At 64.7% G+C, this 23,946-nt stretch carries 26 protein-coding genes; 16 read left to right on the top strand and 10 right to left on the bottom strand.

Translation table 11 applies throughout. The features are described from left to right. Positions 1 to 53: 53 nt before the first annotated feature. Together M1B34_RS12015 and M1B34_RS12010 are read right to left on the bottom strand one after the other, a co-directional pair. On the bottom strand, positions 54 to 431 hold the full coding sequence (locus tag M1B34_RS12015) for a hypothetical protein (protein WP_185039211.1): 378 nt from the start codon (positions 429 to 431) through the stop codon (positions 54 to 56). A 67-nt stretch (positions 432 to 498) separates the two neighbouring features. Further along, complete coding sequence (locus M1B34_RS12010; RefSeq protein WP_123332096.1) at positions 499 to 729, bottom strand: hypothetical protein; 231 nt, start codon at positions 727 to 729, stop codon at positions 499 to 501. 656 nt (positions 730 to 1,385) lie between these two features. Here M1B34_RS12010 and M1B34_RS12005 point away from each other — a divergent pair. From M1B34_RS12005 to M1B34_RS11990, 4 genes are all read left to right on the top strand, one after another. After that, positions 1,386 to 1,856 carry a hypothetical protein gene (locus tag M1B34_RS12005; RefSeq protein ID WP_123334392.1) on the top strand — a complete coding sequence of 157 codons (471 nt, stop codon included), beginning with the start codon at positions 1,386 to 1,388 and terminating at the stop codon, positions 1,854 to 1,856. Positions 1,857 to 1,861: 5 nt separating this feature from the next. Beyond that, a complete protein-coding gene (locus M1B34_RS12000; protein WP_268265264.1) occupies positions 1,862 to 2,059 on the top strand; it encodes a hypothetical protein in 198 nt (65 codons plus the stop codon). A gap of 121 nt (positions 2,060 to 2,180) precedes the next feature. Further along, positions 2,181 to 3,194 carry an ABC transporter substrate-binding protein gene (locus M1B34_RS11995; protein ID WP_268265253.1) on the top strand — a complete coding sequence of 338 codons (1,014 nt, stop codon included), beginning with the start codon at positions 2,181 to 2,183 and terminating at the stop codon, positions 3,192 to 3,194. Between the two features lie 43 nt (positions 3,195 to 3,237). Beyond that, complete coding sequence (locus tag M1B34_RS11990; RefSeq protein ID WP_123332103.1) at positions 3,238 to 3,675, top strand: DUF3995 domain-containing protein; 438 nt, start codon at positions 3,238 to 3,240, stop codon at positions 3,673 to 3,675. 54 nt (positions 3,676 to 3,729) lie between these two features. Here the strand turns inward: M1B34_RS11990 and M1B34_RS11985 are convergent, their stop codons facing one another. From M1B34_RS11985 to M1B34_RS11960, 6 genes are read right to left on the bottom strand one after another with little or no spacing between them, the layout of a single operon-like run. Then, entirely contained in the window at positions 3,730 to 4,098 is a 369-nt protein-coding gene (locus M1B34_RS11985; RefSeq protein WP_268261067.1) for a Na+/H+ antiporter subunit G, read from the bottom strand. Continuing rightward, positions 4,095 to 4,373 (bottom strand): K+/H+ antiporter subunit F, encoded by a 279-nt coding sequence (locus tag M1B34_RS11980; protein ID WP_123332107.1) that lies wholly within the window; start codon positions 4,371 to 4,373, stop codon positions 4,095 to 4,097. The genes M1B34_RS11985 and M1B34_RS11980 overlap by 4 nt, the downstream gene beginning before the upstream one ends. Beyond that, entirely contained in the window at positions 4,370 to 4,858 is a 489-nt protein-coding gene (locus M1B34_RS11975; protein ID WP_123332109.1) for a Na+/H+ antiporter subunit E, read from the bottom strand. The genes M1B34_RS11980 and M1B34_RS11975 overlap by 4 nt, the downstream gene beginning before the upstream one ends. After that, positions 4,855 to 6,540: a monovalent cation/H+ antiporter subunit D gene (locus M1B34_RS11970; RefSeq protein WP_123332111.1), complete on the bottom strand. Its 1,686-nt coding sequence runs from the start codon at positions 6,538 to 6,540 to the stop codon at positions 4,855 to 4,857. The genes M1B34_RS11975 and M1B34_RS11970 overlap by 4 nt, the downstream gene beginning before the upstream one ends. Further along, a complete protein-coding gene (locus tag M1B34_RS11965) occupies positions 6,537 to 6,881 on the bottom strand; it encodes a Na+/H+ antiporter subunit C (RefSeq protein ID WP_003202835.1) in 345 nt (114 codons plus the stop codon). The genes M1B34_RS11970 and M1B34_RS11965 overlap by 4 nt, the downstream gene beginning before the upstream one ends. Then, positions 6,881 to 9,802, bottom strand: a complete 2,922-nt coding sequence (locus tag M1B34_RS11960; RefSeq protein WP_123332113.1) for a monovalent cation/H+ antiporter subunit A — start codon at positions 9,800 to 9,802, stop codon at positions 6,881 to 6,883. The genes M1B34_RS11965 and M1B34_RS11960 overlap by 1 nt, the downstream gene beginning before the upstream one ends. Positions 9,803 to 9,979: 177 nt before the next feature. Between M1B34_RS11960 and M1B34_RS11955 the strand changes: the two genes are divergently transcribed. Then, positions 9,980 to 10,378, top strand: coding sequence for a hypothetical protein (locus M1B34_RS11955; protein WP_268265252.1), 399 nt, complete (start codon positions 9,980 to 9,982; stop codon positions 10,376 to 10,378). A 49-nt stretch (positions 10,379 to 10,427) separates the two neighbouring features. Here M1B34_RS11955 and M1B34_RS11950 read toward each other — a convergent pair whose 3' ends face one another. Further along, the gene (locus M1B34_RS11950) at positions 10,428 to 11,354 is read right to left on the bottom strand and encodes a DMT family transporter (protein WP_123332117.1); all 927 of its coding nucleotides are present in this window, start codon (positions 11,352 to 11,354) and stop codon (positions 10,428 to 10,430) included. Positions 11,355 to 11,448: 94 nt separating this feature from the next. Between M1B34_RS11950 and M1B34_RS11945 the strand changes: the two genes are divergently transcribed. The 11 genes from M1B34_RS11945 to M1B34_RS11895 all read left to right on the top strand — a co-directional run bounded on the left by M1B34_RS11945 (position 11,449) and on the right by M1B34_RS11895 (position 22,699). Continuing rightward, positions 11,449 to 12,012, top strand: a complete 564-nt coding sequence (locus M1B34_RS11945; RefSeq protein WP_268265251.1) for a helix-turn-helix domain-containing protein — start codon at positions 11,449 to 11,451, stop codon at positions 12,010 to 12,012. A 196-nt stretch (positions 12,013 to 12,208) separates the two neighbouring features. Further along, positions 12,209 to 13,411, top strand: a complete 1,203-nt coding sequence (locus tag M1B34_RS11940; RefSeq protein ID WP_268261060.1) for an SfnB family sulfur acquisition oxidoreductase — start codon at positions 12,209 to 12,211, stop codon at positions 13,409 to 13,411. Positions 13,412 to 13,421: 10 nt separating this feature from the next. After that, positions 13,422 to 13,886: an acyl-CoA dehydrogenase gene (locus M1B34_RS11935; protein WP_123332123.1), complete on the top strand. Its 465-nt coding sequence runs from the start codon at positions 13,422 to 13,424 to the stop codon at positions 13,884 to 13,886. Then, positions 13,886 to 15,289 (top strand): LLM class flavin-dependent oxidoreductase, encoded by a 1,404-nt coding sequence (locus M1B34_RS11930; RefSeq protein ID WP_123332125.1) that lies wholly within the window; start codon positions 13,886 to 13,888, stop codon positions 15,287 to 15,289. The genes M1B34_RS11935 and M1B34_RS11930 overlap by 1 nt, the downstream gene beginning before the upstream one ends. Before the next feature lie 129 nt (positions 15,290 to 15,418). Continuing rightward, positions 15,419 to 16,405, top strand: a complete 987-nt coding sequence (locus tag M1B34_RS11925) for an AMP-binding protein (RefSeq protein WP_268265250.1) — start codon at positions 15,419 to 15,421, stop codon at positions 16,403 to 16,405. Continuing rightward, on the top strand, positions 16,402 to 17,178 hold the full coding sequence (locus tag M1B34_RS11920; RefSeq protein WP_268261057.1) for an ABC transporter ATP-binding protein: 777 nt from the start codon (positions 16,402 to 16,404) through the stop codon (positions 17,176 to 17,178). The genes M1B34_RS11925 and M1B34_RS11920 overlap by 4 nt, the downstream gene beginning before the upstream one ends. Further along, entirely contained in the window at positions 17,178 to 18,059 is an 882-nt protein-coding gene (locus M1B34_RS11915; protein ID WP_123332131.1) for a branched-chain amino acid ABC transporter permease, read from the top strand. Before M1B34_RS11920 ends, M1B34_RS11915 begins: the two co-directional genes overlap by 1 nt. Positions 18,060 to 18,063: 4 nt before the next feature. Beyond that, complete coding sequence (locus M1B34_RS11910; protein WP_123332133.1) at positions 18,064 to 19,113, top strand: branched-chain amino acid ABC transporter permease; 1,050 nt, start codon at positions 18,064 to 18,066, stop codon at positions 19,111 to 19,113. Between the two features lie 27 nt (positions 19,114 to 19,140). After that, entirely contained in the window at positions 19,141 to 20,481 is a 1,341-nt protein-coding gene (locus M1B34_RS11905; protein WP_123332135.1) for an ABC transporter substrate-binding protein, read from the top strand. A gap of 3 nt (positions 20,482 to 20,484) precedes the next feature. After that, positions 20,485 to 21,252 carry an ABC transporter ATP-binding protein gene (locus M1B34_RS11900; RefSeq protein WP_123332137.1) on the top strand — a complete coding sequence of 256 codons (768 nt, stop codon included), beginning with the start codon at positions 20,485 to 20,487 and terminating at the stop codon, positions 21,250 to 21,252. Positions 21,253 to 21,265: 13 nt separating this feature from the next. After that, positions 21,266 to 22,699: an FAD/NAD(P)-binding protein gene (locus tag M1B34_RS11895; RefSeq protein ID WP_123332139.1), complete on the top strand. Its 1,434-nt coding sequence runs from the start codon at positions 21,266 to 21,268 to the stop codon at positions 22,697 to 22,699. A gap of 21 nt (positions 22,700 to 22,720) precedes the next feature. On the opposite strand, the gene M1B34_RS11890 is transcribed toward M1B34_RS11895, so the two are convergent. After that, on the bottom strand, positions 22,721 to 23,827 hold the full coding sequence (locus M1B34_RS11890) for a Gfo/Idh/MocA family protein (RefSeq protein ID WP_268261053.1): 1,107 nt from the start codon (positions 23,825 to 23,827) through the stop codon (positions 22,721 to 22,723). Positions 23,828 to 23,946: the final 119 nt, after the last annotated feature.

The raw sequence follows: 23,946 nt of genomic DNA, 5'->3' as shown, positions 1-23,946 counted from the left end.
TCTGAGGCACCGGCGGCGCCAGAGTTCGATCGAGTCTGCCGATCAGGTTTGGGTCAGGACGAGGCGGCGGCCTCGGCCTGGAACAGCGCCGTCTGCACCATGGACAGGGCATTGCTGGCGGCCAGGACCTGGGCCCGGGCGGCAGACAGCATCAGCGAACGCCCGGTGGCCGAGCCGGAAACTGCGCTGTTGGCCGAGGCCAGGCGGGCGTTGGCCCGTTGCAGTTTCTGCTGCAATTGCTGGACTTGTTTTTTCAGTTGCCTGACGCGTTTGCGCTTGGCTTCCAGGGTGGCGTCGACGCTGACGCCGCTGTTGCTGCGCAGGCCCAGGCTCAGATCCGTCGAGGTGGCTGCGCTTTCCTTGGACGCCGTGCTGTCGGCAACCGGTTGCAGAAGGGACAGGCGAGCCAGGGGATTCAAGTTAATCATCATGATGCTCTCAAATGGCACTCGCCTTTGTATCGGTCGGGCAGCCCGGTCCTTGATGGCTGCGGGGTGATCAGGAGTTCAAGGCGCCCTGGTCGACCGCCAGCTTCAGGGCCTTGGCCGAGGCCCGGGCGGCGATGGCGGCTTCTTCCGGGGTCTTGAACCAGCGGTCCCGTTCAACCTGGTGATAGGTGACCGTGGTCAGCGGGGGCTTGGCGCGCATGGCGATGACCGCCTGGAATTCACCCTGGACTTCTCTGGACTCGCCACGGATAAAAAACTCGCCTATATCTAATTCCGTCACTTGCTAGCCTTCCCTTGGAGATCTTCATGGGTACGAAGCCCGGCCATGTCGGCTGGTTTTCATTGAACGGGGGAGTATGGCAGTTGTTACACCATGGCGGCTGAGTTAAGTCATTGCGCGACTGCCGACAGATGTTTCTATTGGCATTCAGAGTGTTCTATTACCGGACAAAGCGAACTTGTCTTATATTCACGAACCCAAGCCAATGGTTAGAATCGGCCTCCAGCCCATTGACGGCTTGGGCCAGGTAACGGGATGGCCTCAGGACGGTTGAAGGGCGGGGCGATATATTTCCACCGCTGCGCATGGTCGCAAAGGGCGCAGTTGCTCTAGAATTGCCCTTGCAGCCACAGGCTGATGGTGGGGCCGGCATGTTTGACCGAGCAGTGAAGGGTTAAACAACAGGTCCCGTAAGTGCCCGGATTCCGGGTATTGATTGTCTTTCGGCTACCAGAGCCGACCCCTTCGGTGATTGATCCAGGTTGAAAACCTCAGGCACAGCCTGCGCGGTTTTCAGGACCGATGCCGAGGGTATGCCGGGTTCACGTCAAGATTTCAGGATGGCTTCATTGGGGTGATTACGCCGCTTTGGCGGTTTTTTGTGCCGTCCGTTTTTATTCGCGGAAGGCGATTTTTTCAGTTTCGGGGACTTTTCCTTGGCAGTAAGTAATCTTGAAATGCATGCCCTGTTTGTCCTGGGTGATTTGCGCGCAAAACTGGTCAAGCAGTTTCAATCTCGTTTTGTCTACGTTACCGAACAATCCGCTGAAGGCATCTACATTGCCGAGATCGACACCGCTGAAGCCATGGTGGTGGACGACAAGCCGCGCCTTGAACTCAAGGTCGGCGATCATTTCCGCGCGGCGGTCTTGCCCAGCCGTGAAGGCGGCAAAATGGAGATCAAGTTCCGCGAGATCAAGCTGACCGTCTACGGCCTGGGCGACTACGCCTTTGTCAGCAGCCCCCAGGGCCAGGGGATTGTGTTCAAGGAAGGTCACAGCGTGGTGTTGGTGTTCGCCGCCAACGAGCAGTTGCAGGAAGGCCTGAGCAAGACCCTCAAGGCCGTAACCGCCAAGGCCGCCAAGTGGCGCAAGGGCGAGCTGGTGAGCTTCAAGGCCAGCGAGTGAACAGCCTGAGCCGCGCCGAGTTTCATCAGCAACACCTGTTGCGCGCCCAAGAAGAAGCCCAGCGCCTGTTTGCCTGCAAGGCGTCGATGCAGGGCGCGTGGCTGACCTGGGTCGGTGCGCAGATCTACAGCTTGCGCCCGGCGGAGTTCGCCAGCATGGTGCGCCGCGAATTGCAGCGCCTGCAGGACCTCGCGGAAAAATAAGCCCCGGCGCCTGACCCGTTGGAACCTCGACTACAGTCAGTGACTCAAGTAGTCAGGGGCCGGCGCTGTCGTGCTCGATGCCCCGCCTGCCAATGTTGCGTCACGCACGGGGTGTCAACGCATGAAAGGACTACGAGCCTTACTCCTGGGTACCTGGGTTGCCTGTGCCGGAGGGCTGTCGGCAATGCCGGCCCAGGCCGCGCCGGCGCCGATTCATTTCGCCGACCTCAACTGGGAAAGCGGCAGCCTGATCACCGATATCCTGCGGGTTATCGTCGAGCGCGGTTACGACCTGCCCACCGACACGCTGCCCGGCACCACCATCACCCTGGAAACCGCCCTGGCCAACAACGATATCCAGGTGATCGGCGAGGAGTGGGCAGGGCGCAGCCCGGTGTGGGTCAAGGCCGCCGCCGAGGGCAAGGTGCTGGCCCTGGGCGACACGGTCAAGGGCGCGACCGAGGGATGGTGGGTGCCGGAGTACGTGATCAAGGGCGACCCGGCCAGGGGTCTCAAGCCCCTGGCGCCGGACTTGCGCAGCGTCAGCGACCTGGCGCGCTACAAAGACGTGTTCAAGGACCCGGAAAGCCCGGACAAGGGGCGCTTTCTCAACAGCCCCATCGGCTGGACCTCGGAAGTGGTGAACAAACAGAAGCTGCGTGCCTATGGCCTGGAAGACAGCTTTGTGAACTTTCGCAGCGGTTCCGGCGCTGCCCTGGACGCGGAAATCACCTCGTCGATTCGGCGCGGCAAGCCGGTGTTGTTCTATTACTGGTCGCCCACGCCGTTGCTGGGGCGCTTCAAGCTGATCCAGCTGGAAGAGCCGCCGTTCGATGCCGAGGCCTGGAAGACCCTGACCGACGCCGACAACCCCGCACCACGGCCTACCCGCTCCCTGGCCTCGAAGCTGTCCATTGGCGTGTCCGCGCCGTTCCACCGCGACTACCCGCAGTTGGTGGCGTTCTTCAGCAAGGTGGACTTGCCCATCGACCCCCTGAACAAGGCCCTGGCGAGCAGGAGCGAAAACCACACGGCGCCCCGTGAAGCGGCCCTGGCGTTTCTGCGTGAGCACCCGGACATCTGGCAGGCCTGGGTGCCGGAAGAGGTCGCACGTAAAGTCAGCGCCGGCCTCTAGACGCTGCTAGCCTTCACCGACCTTTAGCCAGGGACGTTCCGACATGAGTTTTTTGATAGCGCGATGGATTGCCGTCACCTTCTTGTCGATCAGCCTGATTCATCTCTACTGGGCGGCCGGTGGCACCTTGGGCAGTGACGCCGTGGTGCCTCAGGTGCCGGGGCAACTGCCCGGCGAACTGCAGCCGGCGTTTCAGCCCTCGGGGCTGATCACCTTGCTGGTGGCCTTGGGCTTGCTGCTCTGCGCCATGCTGGTGTGCCTGCGGGTGGGCCTGTACCTGCCGTCGGTGTCCCATGGCTGGCTGCAGTGGGTGATCAGCGCCCTGGCGGTGCTGATGTTTGCCCGGGCCATTGGCGATTCGGAATGGGTGGGGTTTTTCAAGCAGCCCAGCGCTTCGAAGTTTGCCCGACTCGACACCCTGGTCTACTCGCCGCTCTGCGTACTGCTGGGCGCCGGTTTGCTGGTGGTGGCCTGGAACTGAAGCCGCAGGCAGGTGAGATGCAGGCAGCGGTGGGCCGGTGCCTGCACGTGCCGTTCAATTACCGCTTTCTTGACGCTTGCTGCTGACTTCGGCCGGTACGTCGTCGCCCGCCATGCGCTTGCGGAACAACGCTGCCCGGGCCAGCAGCAGGGTGGTCACCGGCACGGTGATGGCCAGCAGGATCGGAATCAGCCAGGCATGCAGCACCGGCCCGGACTTGAGCGCCGAAAAGTACAGGATTGAGGCCAGTGCCACGCTCCAGGAGCCCAGGGTCGAGGCCAGGGCCGGAGGATGCATGCGCTGGAAGTAGTCCTTCATGCGCAACATGCCCAGGGCCCCGATAAAGGCGAACAGGCTGCTGAGCAGCAGCAGGATCGCCACCAGGATTTCCACCCACAGGGGCAGTTCAGTGAGGCTGTTCATTCGATGACCTCGCCACGCAGGAGGAATTTCGCCAGGGCGAAGGAGCCGACGAAGCCCAGCAGGGCAATCAGCAGGGCGGCTTCGAAGTAGGTGTCACTGGCATAGCGGATGCCCAGCACCAGCATCATCAGCATGGCCAGGATGTACAGGTAGTCCAGGGCCAGTACCCGGTCCTGGGCCGAGGGGCCTTTGAACAGCCGCACCAGTGCCAAGGCCATGGCCATGGAAAAGATGAACAGGCTCGCCAGAATCGCGTTCGACAGCAGGGCGCTCATTCGAAGATCTCCATCAATGGACGTTCATAGGCCGCCTTGAAGTGCTGGATGAATTGAGCCTCGTCGTCGAGATCGAAGACGTGCAGCAACAGGATGCTGCGGTCCAGGGACAGCTCCGACCACACCGTCCCCGGTACCACCGTGGTAATCATCGACAAGGCCGCTAGGCCGTTGGCATCACGCAGGTCCAGGGGGATCTTGACGAACGCCGAGCGCACTGGGCGCCGACCGTTGTTGAGCACGCCCCAGGCCACGATCAGGTTCGACACCAGCACATCACGCCCCACCAGCAAGAACAGGCGCAGGATGGTGCCCGGGCGGCGGATGCGGATCGGCAGCGGCCGCAGCGGGCGCATCAGCAACGGCGCGAAAAAGCCCAGCAAGGCCCCCAGCACCAGGTTACCGGGGCTCACCGACAGGTTCAGCACCAGCCACAGCAGCCACAGCGCCAGGGACAGCCAGGGAGCAGGGAACAGACGCTTCATGGTTGCACCTCCACCAGCGCCGCACGGGCTTCGGGGCTGGGCACCACGCGAGTGCCGAGCACGGCCTGCACGTAATGCTGGGGCTGGCCGAGGGTCTCGGCGGTGGCCTGGGTGAAGCGCATCAGCGCATCAGCCTTCACCGTCAGCAGCAGGCACAGGCCCAGCAGGGTGATGATCGGGATGCACTCATAGCGCCGCAGCAGGGGCGAGGGGCGCTCCTCCGGGGTCCAGAAGCGCTGGATGCCCAGGCGCGAGAAGGCGATCAGCGAGGCCAGGCCCGAGAGGATCAGCAGCACCAGCATGGCCCAGGCCGCCGGCGAAATCGGCGGCGAACCCTCGACGCCCAGGCCCAGGGGGTTGAGCAGGGCGCTGATCAGGCCGAGCTTGCCGATGAAGCCCGACAGTGGCGGCATGCCGATGATCAACAGGGCGCACGCGATAAAGCTCAGGCCGAGAAACGCCATGGTCCAGGGAATCACCTGGCCGACCACGGCCTTCTGCTCGTCGTCAAGGTTGGTGCCGCGCTGCGGTTGCAGGGATTCCAGGGGGCGCGGCAAGACTTCGCCTTCATCCTCCAGAGGGATTTCATTGGCCGAGCGCGAGCGTTCGATCAGCTCGGCAAGGAGGAACAGCGCGCTCATGGCCAGGGTCGAGCTGACCAGGTAGAACAGCCCTGCGCCGATCAGGGCGGTCTGGGCGAAGCCGATCACCGCGATCAGGATGCCGGCCGACACCAGGATGCTCAGGCTGGCCATGCGCTCCAGGCGCTGGGCGGCGAGGATCGCCAGGGCTGCGCAGACGATGGTCGCCATGCCGCCATAGACCAGCCACGGGCCGCCGAAGTGCGCCGACTCGCCCGCCTGCTCGGAGAACAGCAGGGTCGACAAGCGCAGCAGGGTGTAGATGCCGACCTTGGTCATGATGGCGAACAGCGCGGCAACCGGTGCACTGGCCGACGAGTAGGCCGGCACCAGCCAGAAGTTCAGCGGCCACATGCCGGCCTTGGCCAGGAAAGCCACCGCCAGGATCGCCGCCCCGGCGTGCAGCAGGCCACGATCGTCGGCGCTGACCAAGGGGATCTTCTGCGCCAGGTCGGCCATGTTCAGGGTGCCGGTCACGCCGTAGATCATCGCTGCGCCGATCAGGAACAGCGACGAGGCCAACAGGTTGATGGCGATGTAATGCAGGCCCGACGACACCCGGGAGCGGCCCGAACCGTGGAGCATCAGGCCGTAGGAGGCCGCCAGCAGCACTTCGAAGAACACGAACAGGTTGAACAGGTCGGCCGTCAGGAAGGCCCCGTAGAGGCCCATCAACTGGATCTGGAACAGCGCGTGGAAGCTGGCCCCGGCGCGGTCCCAGCGGGCCATGGCGAACAGCAGGGCGCTGACGCCGATGATTCCGGTCAGCACCAGCATCAGCGCAGACAGGCGATCCACCACCAGCACGATGCCAAACGGCACCTGCCAGTTGCTCGGCAGGTACACGCCGATGGAACCGGTCAGGCCCTGGGCCTGGGTCCAGTACAGCAAGTACATGGACAAGCCCAGGCCCAGCAGGCTGGAGCAGAGGTTGATCCGGGCCTTGAGGGGGCGGTGTTTCTCCCCGAGCATCAGCATGATCGCGGCCGTCAGCAGGGGCAGCAGGATGGGCGCGACAATCAGGTGCGGCAGCAAGCTCATTCCTTAGGCTCCCGGCCATCCACATGGTCGGTGCCGGTCAGGCCCCGTGACGCCAGGAGCACCACCAGGAACAGCGCGGTCATGGCGAAGCTAATGACGATGGCGGTGAGCACCAGGGCCTGGGGCAGGGGGTCGGTGTAGTGCAGCAGGTCCTGGGGCACGCCGTCCTTGATGATCGGCTCCTTGCCGATAAACAGGCTGCCCATGCTGAAGATGAACAGGTTGACCCCGTAGGACAGCAGGCACAGGCCCATCACCACCTGGAAGGTCCGCGGGCGCAGCACCAGCCAGACGCCGGAGGCCGCCAGTACCCCAATGGCGATTGCGATGACTTCTTCCATCAGGCGGCTCCTGTCTTAATAAGGGATTTGGACGGGTTCACGGGTTTGTGGGCCCGCACCGACTGGTGCGCCAGCGCGGTGAGGATCAACAAGGTCGCGCCCACCACCACGGCGTACACGCCGATATCGAAGAACAGCGCGCTGGCGATGTGGATATCACCGAACAGCGGCAAATCGACGTGCAGGGTGTGGGTAGTCAGGAACGGGTAGCCGAGCACCAGCGAGCCGAGCCCGGTCAGGGTGGCGAACAGCAGCCCGGTGCCCATCCAGCGCAGCGGCCGCAGGCTCATCTGGGCCTCGACCCACTGGGTGCCGGCCACCATGTACTGGAGGATAAAGGCCACCGACATCACCAGTCCGGCGACGAAACCGCCGCCCGGCAGGTTGTGCCCGCGCATGAACAGGTAGAACGACACCACCAGGGCAATCGGCAGCAGCAGGCGCACCAGCACCGCCGGCACCATCATGAAGCCCAGGGCGGTGTCGCTGGCCTGGCGCGGGTTGACCAGGTCGGTGACCACGTCCGGGGCCAGCAGGCGTTGCTGGGCCGGCAACTGCATGCTTTCTTTCGGTGGGCGGAAGCGTCGCAGCAGGGCGAACACGGCCAGGGCGACGGCCACCAGCACGGTGATCTCGCCCAGGGTGTCGAAGCTGCGGAAGTCCACCAGGGTCACGTTGACCACGTTGGTGCCGCCGCCTTCGGGCAGGGCGCGGCTGAGGTAGAACGAGGAAATGTCGTTGGGTGTCGGCCGGGTCAGCATGGCGTAGGACAGCACCGCCATGCCCAGGCCCACCGCAATCGACAGCAGCAGGTCGCGCAGGCGGCGGATGCGTGCCTTGGCCAGGCTGCTGGGCAGCGGCGAGACGTCTTCGATCCGTCGCGGCAGCCAGCGCAGGCCGAGCAGGATCAGCACCGTGGTCACCACTTCCACCACCAACTGGGTCAGGGCCAGGTCCGGCGCCGAGAACCAGACGAAGGTGATGCAGGTCATCAAGCCACAGACGCTGACCATGGTCAGGGCGGCCAGCCGGTGGTACTTGGCTTGCCAGGCGGCGCCCAGGGCGCAGGCAATGGCCAGCAGCCAGAAGGTCACGAAGACGATCGAACCCGGGATCTTCGGGCGATCGCCCCAGCTCAGGTTGTTGCTGTAGAGCATGGGGATCAGCCCGCCCAGCACCGCCACCAGCACCAGCAGGAACAACTGGGTCTGCAGGCGCCGGGTGCTCAGGCGTCGTTCAACGCGCCGTGCCAGGCGGGTCATGCTCACCAGGCTGCGCTCGAACAGGCGTTTGCCGTTGAAGCGCCCGACGCCCGGCGGGTAGGCGAAGCTGCCGCGCACCAGGGGCTTGCGCAGCAGGAGGTAGAGGACGATGCCGCCGCACATGGCCAGCAGGCTCATGATCATGGGCGCATTCAGGCCGTGCCAGATGGCCAGGCTGTACTCGGGCAGGGTTCCGCCGACCACCGGCAGGGCCGCAGCGGCCAGCAGCGGGCCGATGATCTGTGCCGGGAAGATGCCCACCAGCAGGCAGGCGAACACCAGCAGTTCCACCGGCGCGCGCATCCAGCGCGGGGGTTCGTGGGGCGTGTGGGGCAGGTCGGTGGCCGGTTCGCCGAAGAACACATCGACGGTGAAGCGCAGGGCGTAGGCGACGCTGAAGGTGCCGGCCAGGGTGGCGATCACCGGCAGGGCGATTTCTACCCAGGCGCTGGAGGAGATGAACACGGTTTCGGCGAAGAACATTTCCTTGGACAGGAAGCCGTTGAGCAGCGGCACCCCGGCCATGGACGCACTGGCAACCATGGCCAGGGTCGCGGTGTAGGGCATCAGCTTGATCAGGCCGTTGAGTTTGCGGATGTCGCGGCTGCCGCTTTCGTGGTCGATGATCCCGGCGGCCATGAACAGCGAGGCCTTGAACGTGGCGTGGTTGAGAATGTGGAACACCGCGGCCACCGCCGCCAGCGGGCTGTTGAGGCCCAGCAGCAGGGTAATCAGGCCCAGGTGGCTGATGGTGGAATAGGCCAGCAGGCCCTTGAGGTCGTTCTGGAACATGGCGCAGTAGGCGCCCAGCAACAGGGTGCAGGCCCCGGCGCCGCTGACGATCCAGAACCATTCTTCAGTGCCGGACAACGACGGCCAGAGCCGTGCCAGGAGGAATACACCGGCCTTGACCATGGTCGCCGAGTGCAGGTAGGCCGAGACCGGAGTCGGTGCGGCCATGGCGTGGGGAAGCCAGAAGTGGAAGGGGAATTGTGCGCTCTTGCTCAAGGCGCCGATCAGGATCAAAGGCAGCAACACCGGGTAGAGCGCGTGGGCCCTGATGGCATCGCCTGCAGCTAGAACCTGATCCAGGTCGTAGCTGCCGACCACATGGCCGAGCAGCATGACCCCCGCCAGCAGGCACAAGCCACCGGCACCGGTGACCATCAGCGCCATGTAGGCACCGCGGCGGGCATCGGAGCGGTGGTGCCAGTAGCCGATCAGCAGGAAGGAGAAGAGGCTGGTGAGTTCCCAGAAGAACACGATCTGGATCAGGTTGCCGGACAGCACCAGGCCGAGCATGGCCCCCATAAAGGCCAGGAAAAAGGCGAAGAAACGCGGCACCGGGTCTTGCGGCGACATGTAGTAGCGGGCGTACAGCGACACCAGAGTGCCGATGCCCAGGACCAGGATCGAGAACAGCCAGGCAAAGCCGTCCAGGCGCAGGACAAAGTTCAGCCCCAGGCTGGGCAGCCAGGCGAACTCTTCACGAATGACCCCACCGTCGGCGATTTGCGGGTACAGCAGGGCCACTTGAATGGTGCCCACCAGGGCGACCAGGCCGGCCAGCAAGGATTCGCTGTTACGCGCGTTATGCGGCAAAAGGGCCGCCAGACAGCTGCCAATGAAAGGCAGAAGCAGTAGAACTATCAGGGACATAGGCTTCTAATCTGCGGAAAATAGTGAGGAATAATACGTGCCGGACCCCGGATCACCAACCGCCAAGCTGTGCCAGAATCCTACAAAGAATGTTACATACGCTTTCAAAGTAGGAGACAACGCCCCCTCGCGCCCGGTAAAAAGCCCGCCATTCGCCCTTTGCAAGGACTGCTTCCCGTGCCCGTGACCCCGGCTGCCTTTTTCTTTCGTTTGCTGCGCCGCCTGCTCAGCGCCTTAGTGTTGATGGCCCTGGGGGCGGTGCTGATGGCGGGCTGGCTGCGGTTTTTCGACCCGTCGGGCTTTCAGATGATGCGCACCACCGAAGCGCTGCGGATCTACGGGCCGCAGGACGATGGCGTCGACTATCGGCTGCCGGCGGGCACGGTGCTGTATTTCGACCAAGCGTTTGCCGAGGGGCACGTGCGCTACCGCGCTTACTTCAACCACAAGGGGCCGATTGCCCATGAGTCGGTGGAGATGAAGCCGGAATACGGCGGCCGGCTGTTTGCGCCGTTGTGGTTGGAGACGCTGACCGACGATTCGGATGCCTCCCCAAGCGTCACCACGCCACACTAAGCGCCGTTCGCTGAACACCGCACCTCGGCCGCTGGCCCGGGTGCGGTGTTCAATCCCGGCAATCCGCAGCCTGTGTCTCGGCCTGGGCCTGGCCTTTGCCTCGGGTCTTCAGTTCGCTGACGATCACCGCCGCCACAATCAGCCCGCCACCCAGCAAGGCCAGCGCCGGCAGGCGCTCACCGGCCAGGCGCCCGACCAGGCCGGCCCACACCGGCTCCCCGGCGTAGATCAGGGTGGCGCGGGTGGGCGAGACGCTTTTCTGCGCCCAGTTCATCGCCACCTGGATCGCGGCGCTGGCCGCGCCCAGGCCCAGGGCACTGCCCAGCAGCAGCCAGGAAAACCCCGGCAGGCTTTCCTGGGTCGGCACCACCATCAAAAATGCCAGCACCGAAGTCACCGCCAACTGCACGACGGTGACCCGGCGTACATCCACCTGGCCGGCGTAGCTGCTGATAAGGATGATCTCGGCGGCAATCGCCACGGTGCTGATCAAGGTGGCGATCTCACCAGGGCTGAAATCCAGGGATGCGCCGTTGGGTCCCGAAAGCAGCATCAGCCCGGTAAAGGCCAGCATGATGCCAATGCTCTGCAGCAGGCCCGGACGCTTGCCCATGAACAGCCATTGCAGCAGCGGCACGAAGGGCACGTAGAGCGCGGTGATAAAGGCCGACTGGCTGCTGGGGATGGTTTGCAGGCCCACCGTCTGCAAGCCGTAGCCGAGCATGATCGCGGTGCCGATAAAGCCCCCGGCCTTGAGTTCAAGTGGGGTCAACCCGGCCAGGTGGCGCCAGGAAAACAGGGCGACGATGGCGGCTGCGGCAGCAAAGCGCAGGCCGACGAAGAACATCGGGCCGCTGACGGTCATGGCGTGCTGCACCATAAGGAAGGTGCCGCCCCAGATCATGGTGATCAGCACCAGCACGCATTCGGCTTTGCTGAGTTTGAGCAACGGCAGGGGGGATTTACCTGGGTTCACGGGGGCATGGCCTTGCGTACGGGGAGAGTGGGACGCACAATTGGGCGCGAAATTTGGGCAGTATACTGCGCAATGCCCAGGAGCGAGCAATATAGTGCACAAAGAAATCGGTCAGCGGGCTTCGGTCCTGCAACACGTCAGCCTCAACGTACGGCGCCTGCGCCACGCGGCAAAACTCAGTCAAAGCGCCCTGGCGGAACAGTCCGGGGTCAGCCGGCGGATGCTGGTGGCCATCGAGTCGGGGGAAACCAACGTCAGCCTCGGAACCCTGGACCGGGTCGCCGCAGCCCTGGGTGTAGCGTTCAGCGACCTGATCCAGGCGCCGGACGTGCGCGATCCCAGCCGCATCAACGAATTGGCCTGGGCCGGCACCATCCCCGGGAGCAAGGCGGTGTTGCTGGCCAAGGCGGTAGCGACCCGTGAGGTGGAATTGTGGGAGTGGCGCCTGGAACCGGGGGAGACCTACCACTCGGAATGCGATGCCGAGGGCTGGAGCGAGCAGCTGTATGTATTCGAAGGCTGCCTGACCCTGGTGCTGGAAGCGCACGACCAGCAGATCGGCACCGGCGAGTTCTTCATGTTCGCCAGCCATGTGCCCCACGCCTATCGCAATGACGGCCCGGTGGCCACGCGGTTTGTGCGCAACGTGGTGTTCTGAGTGTTGCTGCGGGCACTGTTGGCTGAGCAACAGTGCTTGAACACTTTGCCTGTTTTCACTTCGGTCCGTTTCTCTGAGGCTTCGCCAAGAGCCTGATAAACAAGGCTTTTAAACTTCGGCACGACTTCTGCAATACCCCTGGAAGACCGGTCCTCACGGACCCTCAGTCGTCACTTTCAGGACTCGGAGTCGGCCCATGACAGCCTCTGCCCAACCCACCCGCACTGCCCACATCATCCGCTCGGATGCCGAGGCGATCGCGGTCGCCAAGGACCTCGCCCAACGTTTCGCCGTCGAGGCCAGCGTGCGCGACCGCGAGCGTCGCCTGCCGGTCGCCGAGCTGGACGAATTCTCCGCCAGCGGCCTGTGGGGCATCACCATTCCCAAAGCCTACGGCGGCGCCGGGGTGTCCTACGTGACCGTGGCGGAGGTGATCAAGATCATCTCCGCTGTCGATTCGTCCCTGGGCCAAATCCCGCAGAACCACCTCGGCGTCCTCGACATCCTGTTGCAGACCGCCACTGAAGAGCAGAAGCACTACTACTTCGCCAAAGTCTTGCAGGGCTACCGTTTCGGCAACGCCTTCTCGGAAGCCAAGAGCAAGAACGCCGGGGCGTTTGAGACCACCATCCGCTTCGACGGCGACAGTGCGCAAATCGACGGCGAGAAGTTCTACTGCACCGGCGCCTTGTTCGCCCACATCGTGCCGGCGGTGGCGGTCAATGAGCAGAACCAGGCGTTTATCGCCTTTATCGAGCGTGACAACCCGGGGCTGACGGTGATCGACAGCTGGGACGGCTTCGGCCAGCGCACCACCGCCAGCGGCGGTGTCACCCTCAATGCGGTCAAGGTGCCCCTGAGTGCCGTGATCCCGGCGCACCGGGCCTTTGACGAGCCCACCGCCGATGGCCCGATCTCGCAGATCATCCAGGCCGCGGTGGACACCGGTATCGCCCTCGGCGCCCTGGAAGAAACCAAGCATTACGCCCGGCAATCCCGGCCCTGGATCGACAGCGGCCTGGACCATGGCTGGCAGGACCCGTTCACCATCGCCGCGATTGGCGACCTGGAGTGGCGGGTGCACGGCACCGAGGCAATCCTCGAAAAATCCGGCCGGGCCATCGACCAGGCCTTGCTCAACCCCAATGAAGACACCGTGGCCCACGCTTCGGTGGTGGTGGCCCAGGCCAAGGTGCTGTCGGCGGAAAGCGCGTTGCTCGCCAGCAGCAAGCTGTTCGAACTGGCCGGGACCCGCTCCGTGCTGGGCAAATACAACCTCGACCGTTACTGGCGCAACGCCCGCACTCACACCCTGCATGACCCTGCCCGCTGGAAATACCACCTGATCGGCAACTTCCTGCTCAACGGCGTCAAGCCGGCCCGTCACGCCTGGAACTAAGGAATTCGCGATGAATGCATTGACTCAATCCACCGCCGCCCAGCCGTCTCTGGCCCGCAGCGGCAATGATCTGGAACGCGCCCGTCGGCTGTTGCAGCAGACCCTGGAATTCGTCCGCGAGCAGGCCCAACCCTGGCCCGGCAGCGGCCTGGCCAACGCCAGTGACGACCCCTATGTCATCAGCCGTTTCGGTGACCTGCATATCCGTATCGAAGTCGCGGCGGCCCTGCATGAGCGGGCCGACGCCTTGCGCAGCAACAGCCAGGACCCGGCAGAGATCGCCGTGGCCCAGGCCGAGGCGGCCATCGCCAGCGCCGACGCCTTGCTCGCCGCCAGCAACGCCGAGTTCGAACTCACCGGGCAACGCAGCCCACAGTTGGGCGCGTTGCAAGACCCGCTGCGCTGGAAGTACCAATTGATCGGCAACTACCGCCTCAACGGCGTGCTGCCGGCTGACCTCGGAGGCGCCCACTGATGGCCCGTGAAATCCGCCTCAACGCTTTCGACATGAACTGCGTCGGCCACCAGTCGCCGGGCCTTTGGGCTCACCCCCGGGACCGCTCCTGGCAGTACAAGGACCTGGAGTACTGGACCGACCTGGCGAAGATCCTCGAACGCGGTAAGTTCGACGGCCTGTTTATCGCCGACGTGCTGGGCATCTACGACGTCTACAACGGCAACGGTGACGCGGCGATCCGCCAGGCCACCCAGGTGCCGGTGAACGACCCGTTGCAACTGATCCCGCCCATGGCCCTGGTCACCGAACACCTGGGTTTTGGCCTGACCGCGTCCTTGTCGTTCGAGCACCCGTATCCCTTCGCCCGACGCCTGTCGACCCTGGACCACCTGACCAAGGGCCGCGCCGGCTGGAACATCGTCACGTCCTACCTGGAGAGCGGGGCGAAGAACCTGGGGCAGAAGAGCCTCACCGAGCACGACGCCCGCTACGACTTCGCCGAGGAGTACCTGGAGGTTTGCTACAAACTCTGGGAAGGCAGTTGGGAAGACGGTGCGATCCTGCGCGACCGCGAACGGCGGATTTTCAGCGACCCGAGCAAAATCCACGAGATCCAGCACGTCGGCAAACACTTCCAGGTGCCCGGCATCCACCTCTGCGAGCCGTCGCCGCAACGCACCCCGGTGCTCTACCAGGCCGGTGCGTCCAGCCGTGGCAAGCAGTTCGCCGCCGAGCAGGCCGAGTGCGTGTTTGTCGCTGCGCCGTCGAAGGTGCTGCTGAAAAAGACCGTGGCCGACATCCGCCGGCGTGCCGCCGAGGCCGGGCGCGACCCGTCGAAAATCCTCATCTTCAATCTGCAGACGGTGATCCTCGGCGAGACCGACGCCAAGGCCAAGGCCAAGTTCGAGGAATACAAATCCTGGGTCAGCTACGAGGGCGCCATGGCCCTGATCTCTGGCTGGACCGGCATCGACTTCAGCCAGTTCAAGCCCGACGAGCCCCTCAAGCACGTGCACACCAACGCCATTCAGTCGGCGGTAGAGGCGTTCTCCACGGCCGACCCGAACAAGGTCTGGACCCCGCATGAACTGGCGGACTGGGTGGGTATCGGTGGTTTCGGGCCGTTGTTTGTCGGCAGCCCGGAGACCGTGGCCGACCTGCTCCAGGAGTGGGTGGAAGACACCGACGTCGATGGTTTCAACCTGGCCTATGCGCTGACTCACGAAACCTTCGTCGATGCCGTGGAGTTGCTGGTGCCGGAGTTGCAGAAGCGCGGCGTGTACAAGACCGAATACGCCCCCGGGACCTTGCGCGAGAAGCTGTTTGGCGAAGGGCCGCGCTTGGCGGCCAATCACCCGGGCGCCGGCTACCGTGACTTGGCGGCCTGGCGCGAGCAGGAAAAACGCGCGGCCTCGGCCTGATTGCCGGCAGCGCCCATTCGCCGGCCCCGGCGGGGTCGGCACCGGTTTCCCAGGCAGGGGCTGAGCAGCCCCTGCCATTTCAGCCAGCGGACCACCGCATGCTTTTTGCCCACGTAAGCGAGGTACTCAATGAGCGTGCATGAACTCAAGCGTTCGCCCGTCGCGGACTCGGCAGCGGCGACCCACCTGGGGCTGCCTGCGGCCCTGGAACAGTTGCAGCACTGGGCGCAGATCAGCCCGCTGCACACCGCGCTGCGCCACAAACGCCACGGCCAGTGGTACGCCTGGCGCTGGATCGACACCCTGCGTGACGTCGAACGCCTGGCCGATGGCCTGCGCCAGCAAGGCTTCAGTGCGCAATCCCGGCTGGCGCTCAGTGGCGCCTTCGAACCCAACCTGTTGCTGCTGGCCCTGGCGGCCCAGAGCATCGGTGCCCAGGTCCTCAGTGTCAGCGACCAATTGGGCCCCGAAGCCCTGCGTCAGGCCCTGTGGCGCCTGCAACCCAGCCATGCGTTTATCCAGAGCCGGCAACAACTGCTGCAATGGGTGAGCGTTGGCCAGAACAGCGTCGCCCCGCAGTTGCTGATTGCCAATCAACGGGCGCCGCGCCTGCCCGAAGCGCACCAGGCGGTGCTGGAGTTCTCCGAACTGCTGGGCGCCAGTGAAGCGCCCCAGCGCCAGACCCGCTGGCGCCATTCCGCTCCGGCCGCCCAGCTGTGGAGCGAGGAGGGCACCGAATGGCAAGGCGGTCTCGGGGTGCTGCTAGAGCAATGGTTGAACAGCGGCCACAGCCTGGCCTTCCCGGAAAGCCGCAGCGCGGCCAGCCGAGATCGGCGTGAAGTGGCGCCCAGCGGCCTGTTGCTGTCCGCCGAACGCCTGCAAGGGGTGGCGGACGAGATCGAGGGTCGCCTGGCGCCCCAGGGCAGTTGGCGGCGCCGGCTGTGCGAATGGGCCCTTGCCCACCCGGAACAACCCCTGCAACGCCTCCTGAAGAACCGTGTGCGCCGGCTGCTGGGTTTCCAGCGCCTGCACTTTATCTGGCAGGCCCCCAGCGCCAGCCCCGGCACGTCCTCGGCGCCGGTGTGGCTGGCTGAATTCAAACGGAATATCGCATGAGCGCAGCCGACTCCATCCTTCAAGTCAATGCCGTGTCCTTGTCGTTCAAGGGCGTCAAGGCGATCAACCAACTGTCGTTCGACGTCCGGCGCGGCGAGATCTGCGCTCTGATCGGCCCCAACGGTGCGGGCAAGAGTTCGCTGCTCAACCTGCTCAATGGGGTCTATCGCTTCGACGAAGGCTCGATTGTCTTTGACCGCGAACCCTTCAAGCGCATCGACCCTTTGCGCGCCGCGCGCCGGGGCATTGGCCGGACGTTCCAGAACAACGCGCTGTTCAAGAAGATGAGCGTGATCGACAACATCCTCACCGGGCTGTCGCGGCACAGCCGCAGCCACTTTATCGAGCAGGCCCTGGGGCTGCCCCGGGCCCGGCGCGAGGCCGAAGCGTTTCGCGAGCAGGCCCAGGGCATTCTCGAGTTCCTCGACCTCCAGGCCCAGCGCGACGTGCTGGTGGGCAACCTGCCCTATGGCCTGCAAAAGCGCGTGGAGCTGGGCCGGGCGCTGATCGCCGGGCCGCAGTTGCTGTTGCTCGATGAGCCCATGGCCGGCATGAACGCCGAGGAGAAACAGGACATGGCGCGCTTTATCGCCGACATCAACCGCGACCTGGGCACCACCGTGGTGTTGATCGAGCACGACATGGGCGTGGTCATGGGCCTGTCCGACCACGTGGTGGTGCTGGACTACGGACGCAAAGTGGGGGACGGCACGCCCGCCGAGGTGCAGGCCAACCCCGAGGTGATCGCGGCTTACCTGGGAGCGGTGCATTAATGAATTTCTTCCTCGAAACCCTGCTCGGCGGCTTGCTTGCCGGCACCCTGTATTCCCTGGTGGCCATCGGTTTTGTGCTGATCTACAAGGCCAGCGGGGTGTTCAACTTCGCCCAGGGCGCGATGCTGCTGTTCGCCGCCCTGACCTTTGTCAGCCTGCACGAGCAAGGGGTGCCCTTTGCCCTGGCGCTGTTGTTGACGGTGCTGGTGATGATCGCCGGGGCCTGGCTGATCGAGCGCCTGGTGCTGCGGCCCCTGGTCAATCGCTCGCAGATCACCCTGTTCATGGCGACCCTCGGCCTGTCGTTCATCATCGAAGGCCTGGCCCAGGGCCTGATGGGCTCCCAGGTACGCGCCCTGGATCTGGGCATCGACGACGTGCCGCTGTTTCTCGGGCCGTTGATGGTCAGCCAGTTCGACCTGGTGGCCGCAGCGTCGGCGGTGGTGCTGGTGACGGTGCTGGCGTTGCTGTTCAACAAGACCCGGATCGGCGTGTCGCTGCGGGCGGTGGCCGATGACACCACGGCGGCGCTGTCCATCGGCATCAACCTCAACCGCATCTGGCAGATCGTCTGGGCCGTGGCCGGGGTGGTGGGGCTGGTGGCCGGGCTGCTCTGGGGCGCACGCCAGGGCGTGCAGTTCTCGCTGTCGCTGGTGGTGCTCAAGGCCTTGCCGGTGCTGATCATCGGCGGCTTCACCTCGATTGGCGGGGCGATTGTCGGCGGGCTGATTGTGGGCGCCGCGGAAAACCTCGCCGAGGTGTATATCGGCCCGTTGATCGGTGGCGGCATCACCCCTTGGTTCGCTTATGCATTGGCCTTGGCCTTCCTCTATATCCGTCCCGCCGGCCTGTTCGGCGAGCGCGCCATCGAACGAGTGTGAACCCATGTCCATTCCCTTGACCCATCCCACCGCGCCGCTGCTGCTGGTCCAGCGCCGCCTGCCTTGGGGCTTGATCGGCCTGTTGCTGCTGGCGTTCGTGCTGGTGCCGCTGCTGGGCAACGACTATTGGCTGAACGCTATTTTGATTCCGTTCCTGGTGCTGTCCCTGGCCGGCCTGGGCCTGAACCTGCTGACCGGCTACACCGGCCAGACCTCGGTGGGGGCGGCCGGCTTCATGGCGGTGGGGGCCTTTGCCACCTATGGCTTTCTCCTGCGGTTGCCGGAGCTGGGGTTGCCAGTGGCGCTGCTTGGCGGCGGCCTGATCAGCGCCTTGGTCGGCTTGCTGTTCGGCTTGCCCAGTTCGCGGATCAAGGGCTTTTACTTGATGGTCACCACTCTGGCGGCGCAGTTCTTCCTGGAGTGGCTGTTCGTCAAGTTTCCCTGGTTCTACAACTACGGCTCCTCGGGGACCATTTCCGCGCCGCGCCTGGAGCTGTTCGGCCATGACCTGAACACCCCCCAGGGCCGCTACCTGCTGACCCTGGTCACGGTGGTGCTGCTGACCTGGGTGGCGCTGAACCTGGTGAAAAGCCAGACCGGGCGCAACTGGATGGCCATCCGCGACATGGACACCGCCGCAGCGGTGATCGGCATCCCGGTGGCGCGCTACAAGCGCCTGGCGTTCGCCGTCAGCTCCTTTTACCTGGGGATTGCCGGGGCGCTGTGGGCCTTTGCCTACCTGGGCACGGCCAGCGCCGGCAGCTTCGATATCAATCGCTCGTTCCAGATCCTCTTCATCATCATTATCGGCGGCATGGGCAGCGTGGCCGGCAACTTCGTCGGTGCGGCCTTTATCAGCCTGCTGCCGATCTTCCTCAGCCACGCCGGACAAGCGTTGCTGGGCGGTTCGGTGGATGCCGGGCAATTGCAGAACCTGCAGAAAATCATTTTTGGCGTGCTGATCATCCTGTTCCTGATCAAGGAGCCGGAAGGCCTGATTCGCCTGTTGAAAAACCTGGCTCAACGTTTGGCTCAGTGGCCGCTGCGCTTCTGAATCCTTCACCCTTATTCGAGAAAACCTATGCGTGCATCCTTGAAAAAATCCCTGGCCGGCGCTGCCCTGGCCCTGACGGTGTTCGGCGCGGCGGTGCCGGCGGCCCAGGCCGCGGCCGATCAGCAATTCTTCCCCCTGGCCACCTACCGGGTGGGCGCCTACGCCTCCAGTGGCGTGCAGGTCTGGGCCGGGATGATCGACTACCTGAACTACATCAACCGGGTTGAAGGCGGGATCAACGGGGTCAAGCTGGTGTGGCAGGAATGCGAGACCGAGTGGACCGCAGAGAAGGGCATCGAATGCTACGAGCGCTTCAAGAAGGGCCTGGACGGCGCCCCGGTGGCGGTCTACCAGCCCAATGGCGCGCCGGCGGCCTATGCCCTGAGCGAGCGGGCCGAGGTGGACAAAATCCCGCTGATTACCCTGGGTTACGGGCGTACCGAAGCCACCGACGGCAAGGTGTTCCCCTACAACTTCCCGGTGATGTTGACCTTCTACAGCGAAGCGTCGGCCCTGGTGAACTACATCGCCCAGCGTGAGGGCGGGTTCGACAAGCTCAAGGGCAAGAAAATCGCCACCGTCTACCACGACTCCGCCTATGGTCGGGAAACCCTCGGGCCGCTGAAGCTGCTGGCCGAGAAATACGGCTTCGAGAACATCCAGATCCCTGTGGCCGACCCGGGCAACGAACAGTCCGCCCAGTGGCGCCAGGTGCGCCAGCTGAACCCGGATTGGGTGTTCCTGCGGACCTGGGGCGTCTCGACTCCGGTGGCGGTGAAGACGGCGGCCCGTTTCGGCTTCCCGGTGGACCATATCGTCGGCGACATCTGGGCCAGCTCCAGCGAAGACGTGTTGCCCGCCGGCCCTGCGGCCAAAGGCTACCTGGCGTTGACCCCGTACCCGGCCGGGGCGGATTTCGAGATCCACAAGCGCCTCAAGCAGTACATCCTCGACAAGGGCCTGAGCGACCTCAAGGACCAGAAGAACTTCGGCAGCGTCTACTACAACTCCGGCCTGGTGAACGCGGCCGTAGCGGTGGAAGCCATCCGTACCGCCCAGGGCAAGTTCGGCAAGCGCCCACTCAATGGCGAGGAAGGGCGCTGGGGCCTGGAACACCTGAACATCGACGATGCGCGCCTCAAGGACATGGGCTACCTGGGCCTGATGCAAAACCTCAAGCTGTCTTGCAGCGACCATGAAGGTGGCGGTTCGGCGCGGGTGCAGCAGTGGGACGGGGCCAACTGGACCCTGGTTAGCGACTGGATCGCCGCCGACCGCGCGCTGCTGCGGCCGTTGATCGACGAGAAATCCGCCGCGTTCGCCAAGGAGAAAAACCTCACGCCACGCACTTGCACCGGGGATGAATAAACCATGAACCACGCCGCCACGGCCCCCGGGGTCGATGAACTGTTGCAAGTACGGGATATCGAGGTGATCTACGACGGGGCGATCCTCGCCGTGGCCGGTGTTTCCCTGAGCGTGCCCAAGGGCGGCATCGTTGCCTTGCTGGGGGCCAACGGCGCCGGCAAGAGCACCACCCTCAAGGCCGTGTCCGGGTTGCTGCGGGCCGAACGGGCCGAGGTCAGCCGCGGCAGCATCCACTTCCAGGGCGCGGACACCGCCAGCGCCGACCCCAGCCAGCGTGTGCGCCAGGGCATGGTCCACGTGCTGGAGGGGCGCCATGTGTTCTCCCAGTTGACGGTGGAAGACAACCTGCGCAGCGGCGGTTTTGTGCGTGGCCTGGGGCGGCGGGAAATGGAGCAGGACCTGGAGCGGATCTATGCCTGGTTCCCGCGGCTCAAGACCAAGCGCAAGACCCAGGCCGGGCTGACCTCTGGCGGCGAGCAGCAGATGGTCGCCATTGGCCGGGCGCTGATGACCCGTCCTACTTTGGTACTGCTGGATGAACCGTCCATGGGTTTGGCGCCTATTATCGTCCAAGAGATTTTTCAGATCGTGGCTCAGCTCAATCGCGAGGCTCAGGTGAGCTTTCTGATTGCCGAGCAAAATATTAATGTGGCGCTCAAGTACGCCTCCCATGCCTATGTGCTCGACACCGGCCGCGTGGCCCTGTCCGGGACGGCCGAGGCCTTGTTGGCCCGGGGCGACCTGCACGATTTCTACCTAGGCAAACACTGACCGTGAGAACCCCATGAGCGAAACACAGAGCGGACAGGCGAACCCCGCCACCCGTGGCGACGAGATCCTGATCGTCGGCGGCGGCCTCAGCGGTGCCTTGCTGGCGCTGCAGTTGCTGCGCCTGCCGGGCCGGCGTCGGCTGCGGGTGATCGAACCGCGCAGCGAGTTGGGGCGCGGCGAGGCCTACAGTGCGGTGGAGCTGGGGCACACCCTCAATGGCAACGCGGCGCGCATGAGCGTCGACCCGGATAACGCCGACGACCTGACCCAGTGGTTGCAGGCCTATATCGACGCAGGCGGCTGGCCGGAGTCCCGGCAGCAGGCGGTGCCGGTCAGCGAGTTGTTTCCGCCCCGGGGGATCTTTGGCCTCTATGTCCAGCAACGCCTGGAAGAGGCGCGGCAAGTCGGCGCGCAATACGGTTCCAGCGTCGAACATGTGCAGGGCGAGGTGGTGGACCTGCAAGTGACGGAGGGCGGGACGCTGTTGAGCCTGGGCGACGGTCGGCAACTGCACGGCGCCTTGGCCGTGCTGGCCACGGGCATGTTCCCGGCGGCGCGGACCCCGCAGACCCAATCCAGCGGCTTGAACGCGGCGGCAGTGGACCCTTGGGACCTGAACGCCATGGCTCAGCTGGACCCGCAAGGCACGGTGCTGATCATCGGTTCCGGGCTGACCATGGTGGATGCGGTGGTGTCCCTGGAGCAGGCCGGGCATCGCGGGCCGATCGAGGTGTTTTCCCGTCACGGCCTGTTGCCCCATGTGCGCCGCCAGCCGCCGGCCTGGGAGGACTTTCTGGCGGCCGACCATCGCCTACGCAGCCCGCGGCAACTGGTGCGCGAACTGCGTCGGCAATGTCGCCTGGCCCAGGCACAGGGTGTGGATTGGCAAGCGCCGCTAGACACGGTGCGCGCCCATATCGGCCGTTTATGGAGCCAGGCCACGGACCTGCAACGGCGGCAGTTCGTGCGCCATGTCAGGCCCTGGTGGGAGAGTCATCACCATCGTTCGCCGCCCTTGAGTGCCGAGCTGGTGGCGCGTTTGCACGATGAGGGGCGTTTGCACATTCACGCCGCTTCGTTCAAGGGCCTGGAACCGAGCGGCGATGGGCGCCTGTCGATTGCCCTGCGTCGGCGGGGTGAAAAGGAGGTGAGTTGGGTCAGCGGGGATGCCTTGATCAACTCCAGTGGCATCGAGTACGACTGGCGGCGGGTGGCGCGGCCTTTGCCCCGGCAATTGCTGGCGCGCGGGTTGATCCAGCCGGGGCCGTTGGCGTTGGGGATTGCCGCAGACCCCGGTGGCGCCGTGCGGGATGCCCAGGGGCAGGTCAGTGCGCGTTTGTTTGCCATGGGGCCGCCGTTGCGTGGCCTGTGGTGGGAGAGCACCGCGGTGACCGACGTAGCCCTCCAGGCCAAGGCCCTGGCCGCCCGGTTGGCCGCCCTGGCCTAGGCGTCGGCGGCCAGCAGGTGGTTATAGGTTGACCCAGCGTTGCTCCCGCGCGGCCACACGAATGGCCGTGGCCAGGCGCTCGACTTCCAGGGCTTCCTGGAAATCCGTGCCGCGCTGGCCTTGGCCCACCTGGGCCAGGATCAGTTCGTGCACTTCCAGGGTCTTCAATTCGTTGTACCCCAGTTGGTGCCCCGGCGCCGGGCTGAAGGCGGCGTAGCCGGGCAGGGCGGGACCGGCCAGCAGGCGCTGGAAGCCTTCCTGGCCAACCCGGTACAGGCGCAGTTCGTTGAGCCGTTCCTGATCGAAGGCCAGGGTGCCGAGGGTGCCGCTGATCTCGAAACTCAGGTGGTTCTTGTAGCCGTGCTTGAGCCAGCTGCTGCTGAAGGTGCCCCGGGCGCCATTGGCAAAACGCAGCAGGGCGTGGGCCTGGTCATCGATGACGATGGGTTTGAGTTCGCGGCTGCCGCTGCTGGCCGGGCGCTGCCCGTGGACGGTCTGGGTATCGGCGCACACGGCTTGCACGTGGCCCATCAGGTAGCGGGCCATGGCCAGCAGGTGGCTGCCCAGGTCGGCCAGAGCGCCGCCGGCATGCTGTTCCTCACAACGCCAGGAAAACGGCGACTGGGGATCGGCCATGAAGTCTTCGCTGAACTCACCCTGGAAACTGATCAACTGTCCCAGTTGACCGCTGTCGATCAATTCCCGGGCGAGCACGATCATCGGGTTGTGCTGGTAGTTGTAGCCGACCCGGGTGACCACGCCGGCTGCCTGGGCCGCTTGCTGCATCTGCTGGGCCTGCTCGACGCTGACGGCCAGGGGCTTTTCGCAGTACACCGCCTTGCCGGCCGCCAGCGCGGCCATGGCCATGGGGAAGTGCAGGTGGTTGGGGGTGGTGATGGCCACCAGGTTGACCTTGGGGTCGTCGATCAATTGCTGCCAATCGCTGTGGGCCCGTTCGAAGCCCCAGGCGCTGGCGCAATGGCGCGCCCGCTGGCCATCGGCATCGGCCAGGGCCGCCAGGTGCAGGCGCACCGGCAGTTCGAACACCGCGCTGACATTGCGAAACGCCAAGGCGTGGGCACGGCCCATAAACCCCGTGCCGATCAAGCCGATTCCAAGTTCGCGCATAACTGCCCCCGTAGAATTATTGTTGTAGGAAAGCTTATTTATGGAATAAACATTCTTTAATTGCAATCCGTAGAATAAAAATTCATTTAATAGCTCAGGCGCCTGCATCCCCTTGTAGG

It is taken from the genome of Pseudomonas morbosilactucae (genome assembly GCF_023241715.1).
Taxonomy (GTDB): Bacteria; Pseudomonadota; Gammaproteobacteria; order Pseudomonadales; family Pseudomonadaceae; genus Aquipseudomonas; species Aquipseudomonas morbosilactucae.
This window is presented reverse-complemented; position numbering and strand designations above follow the sequence as displayed.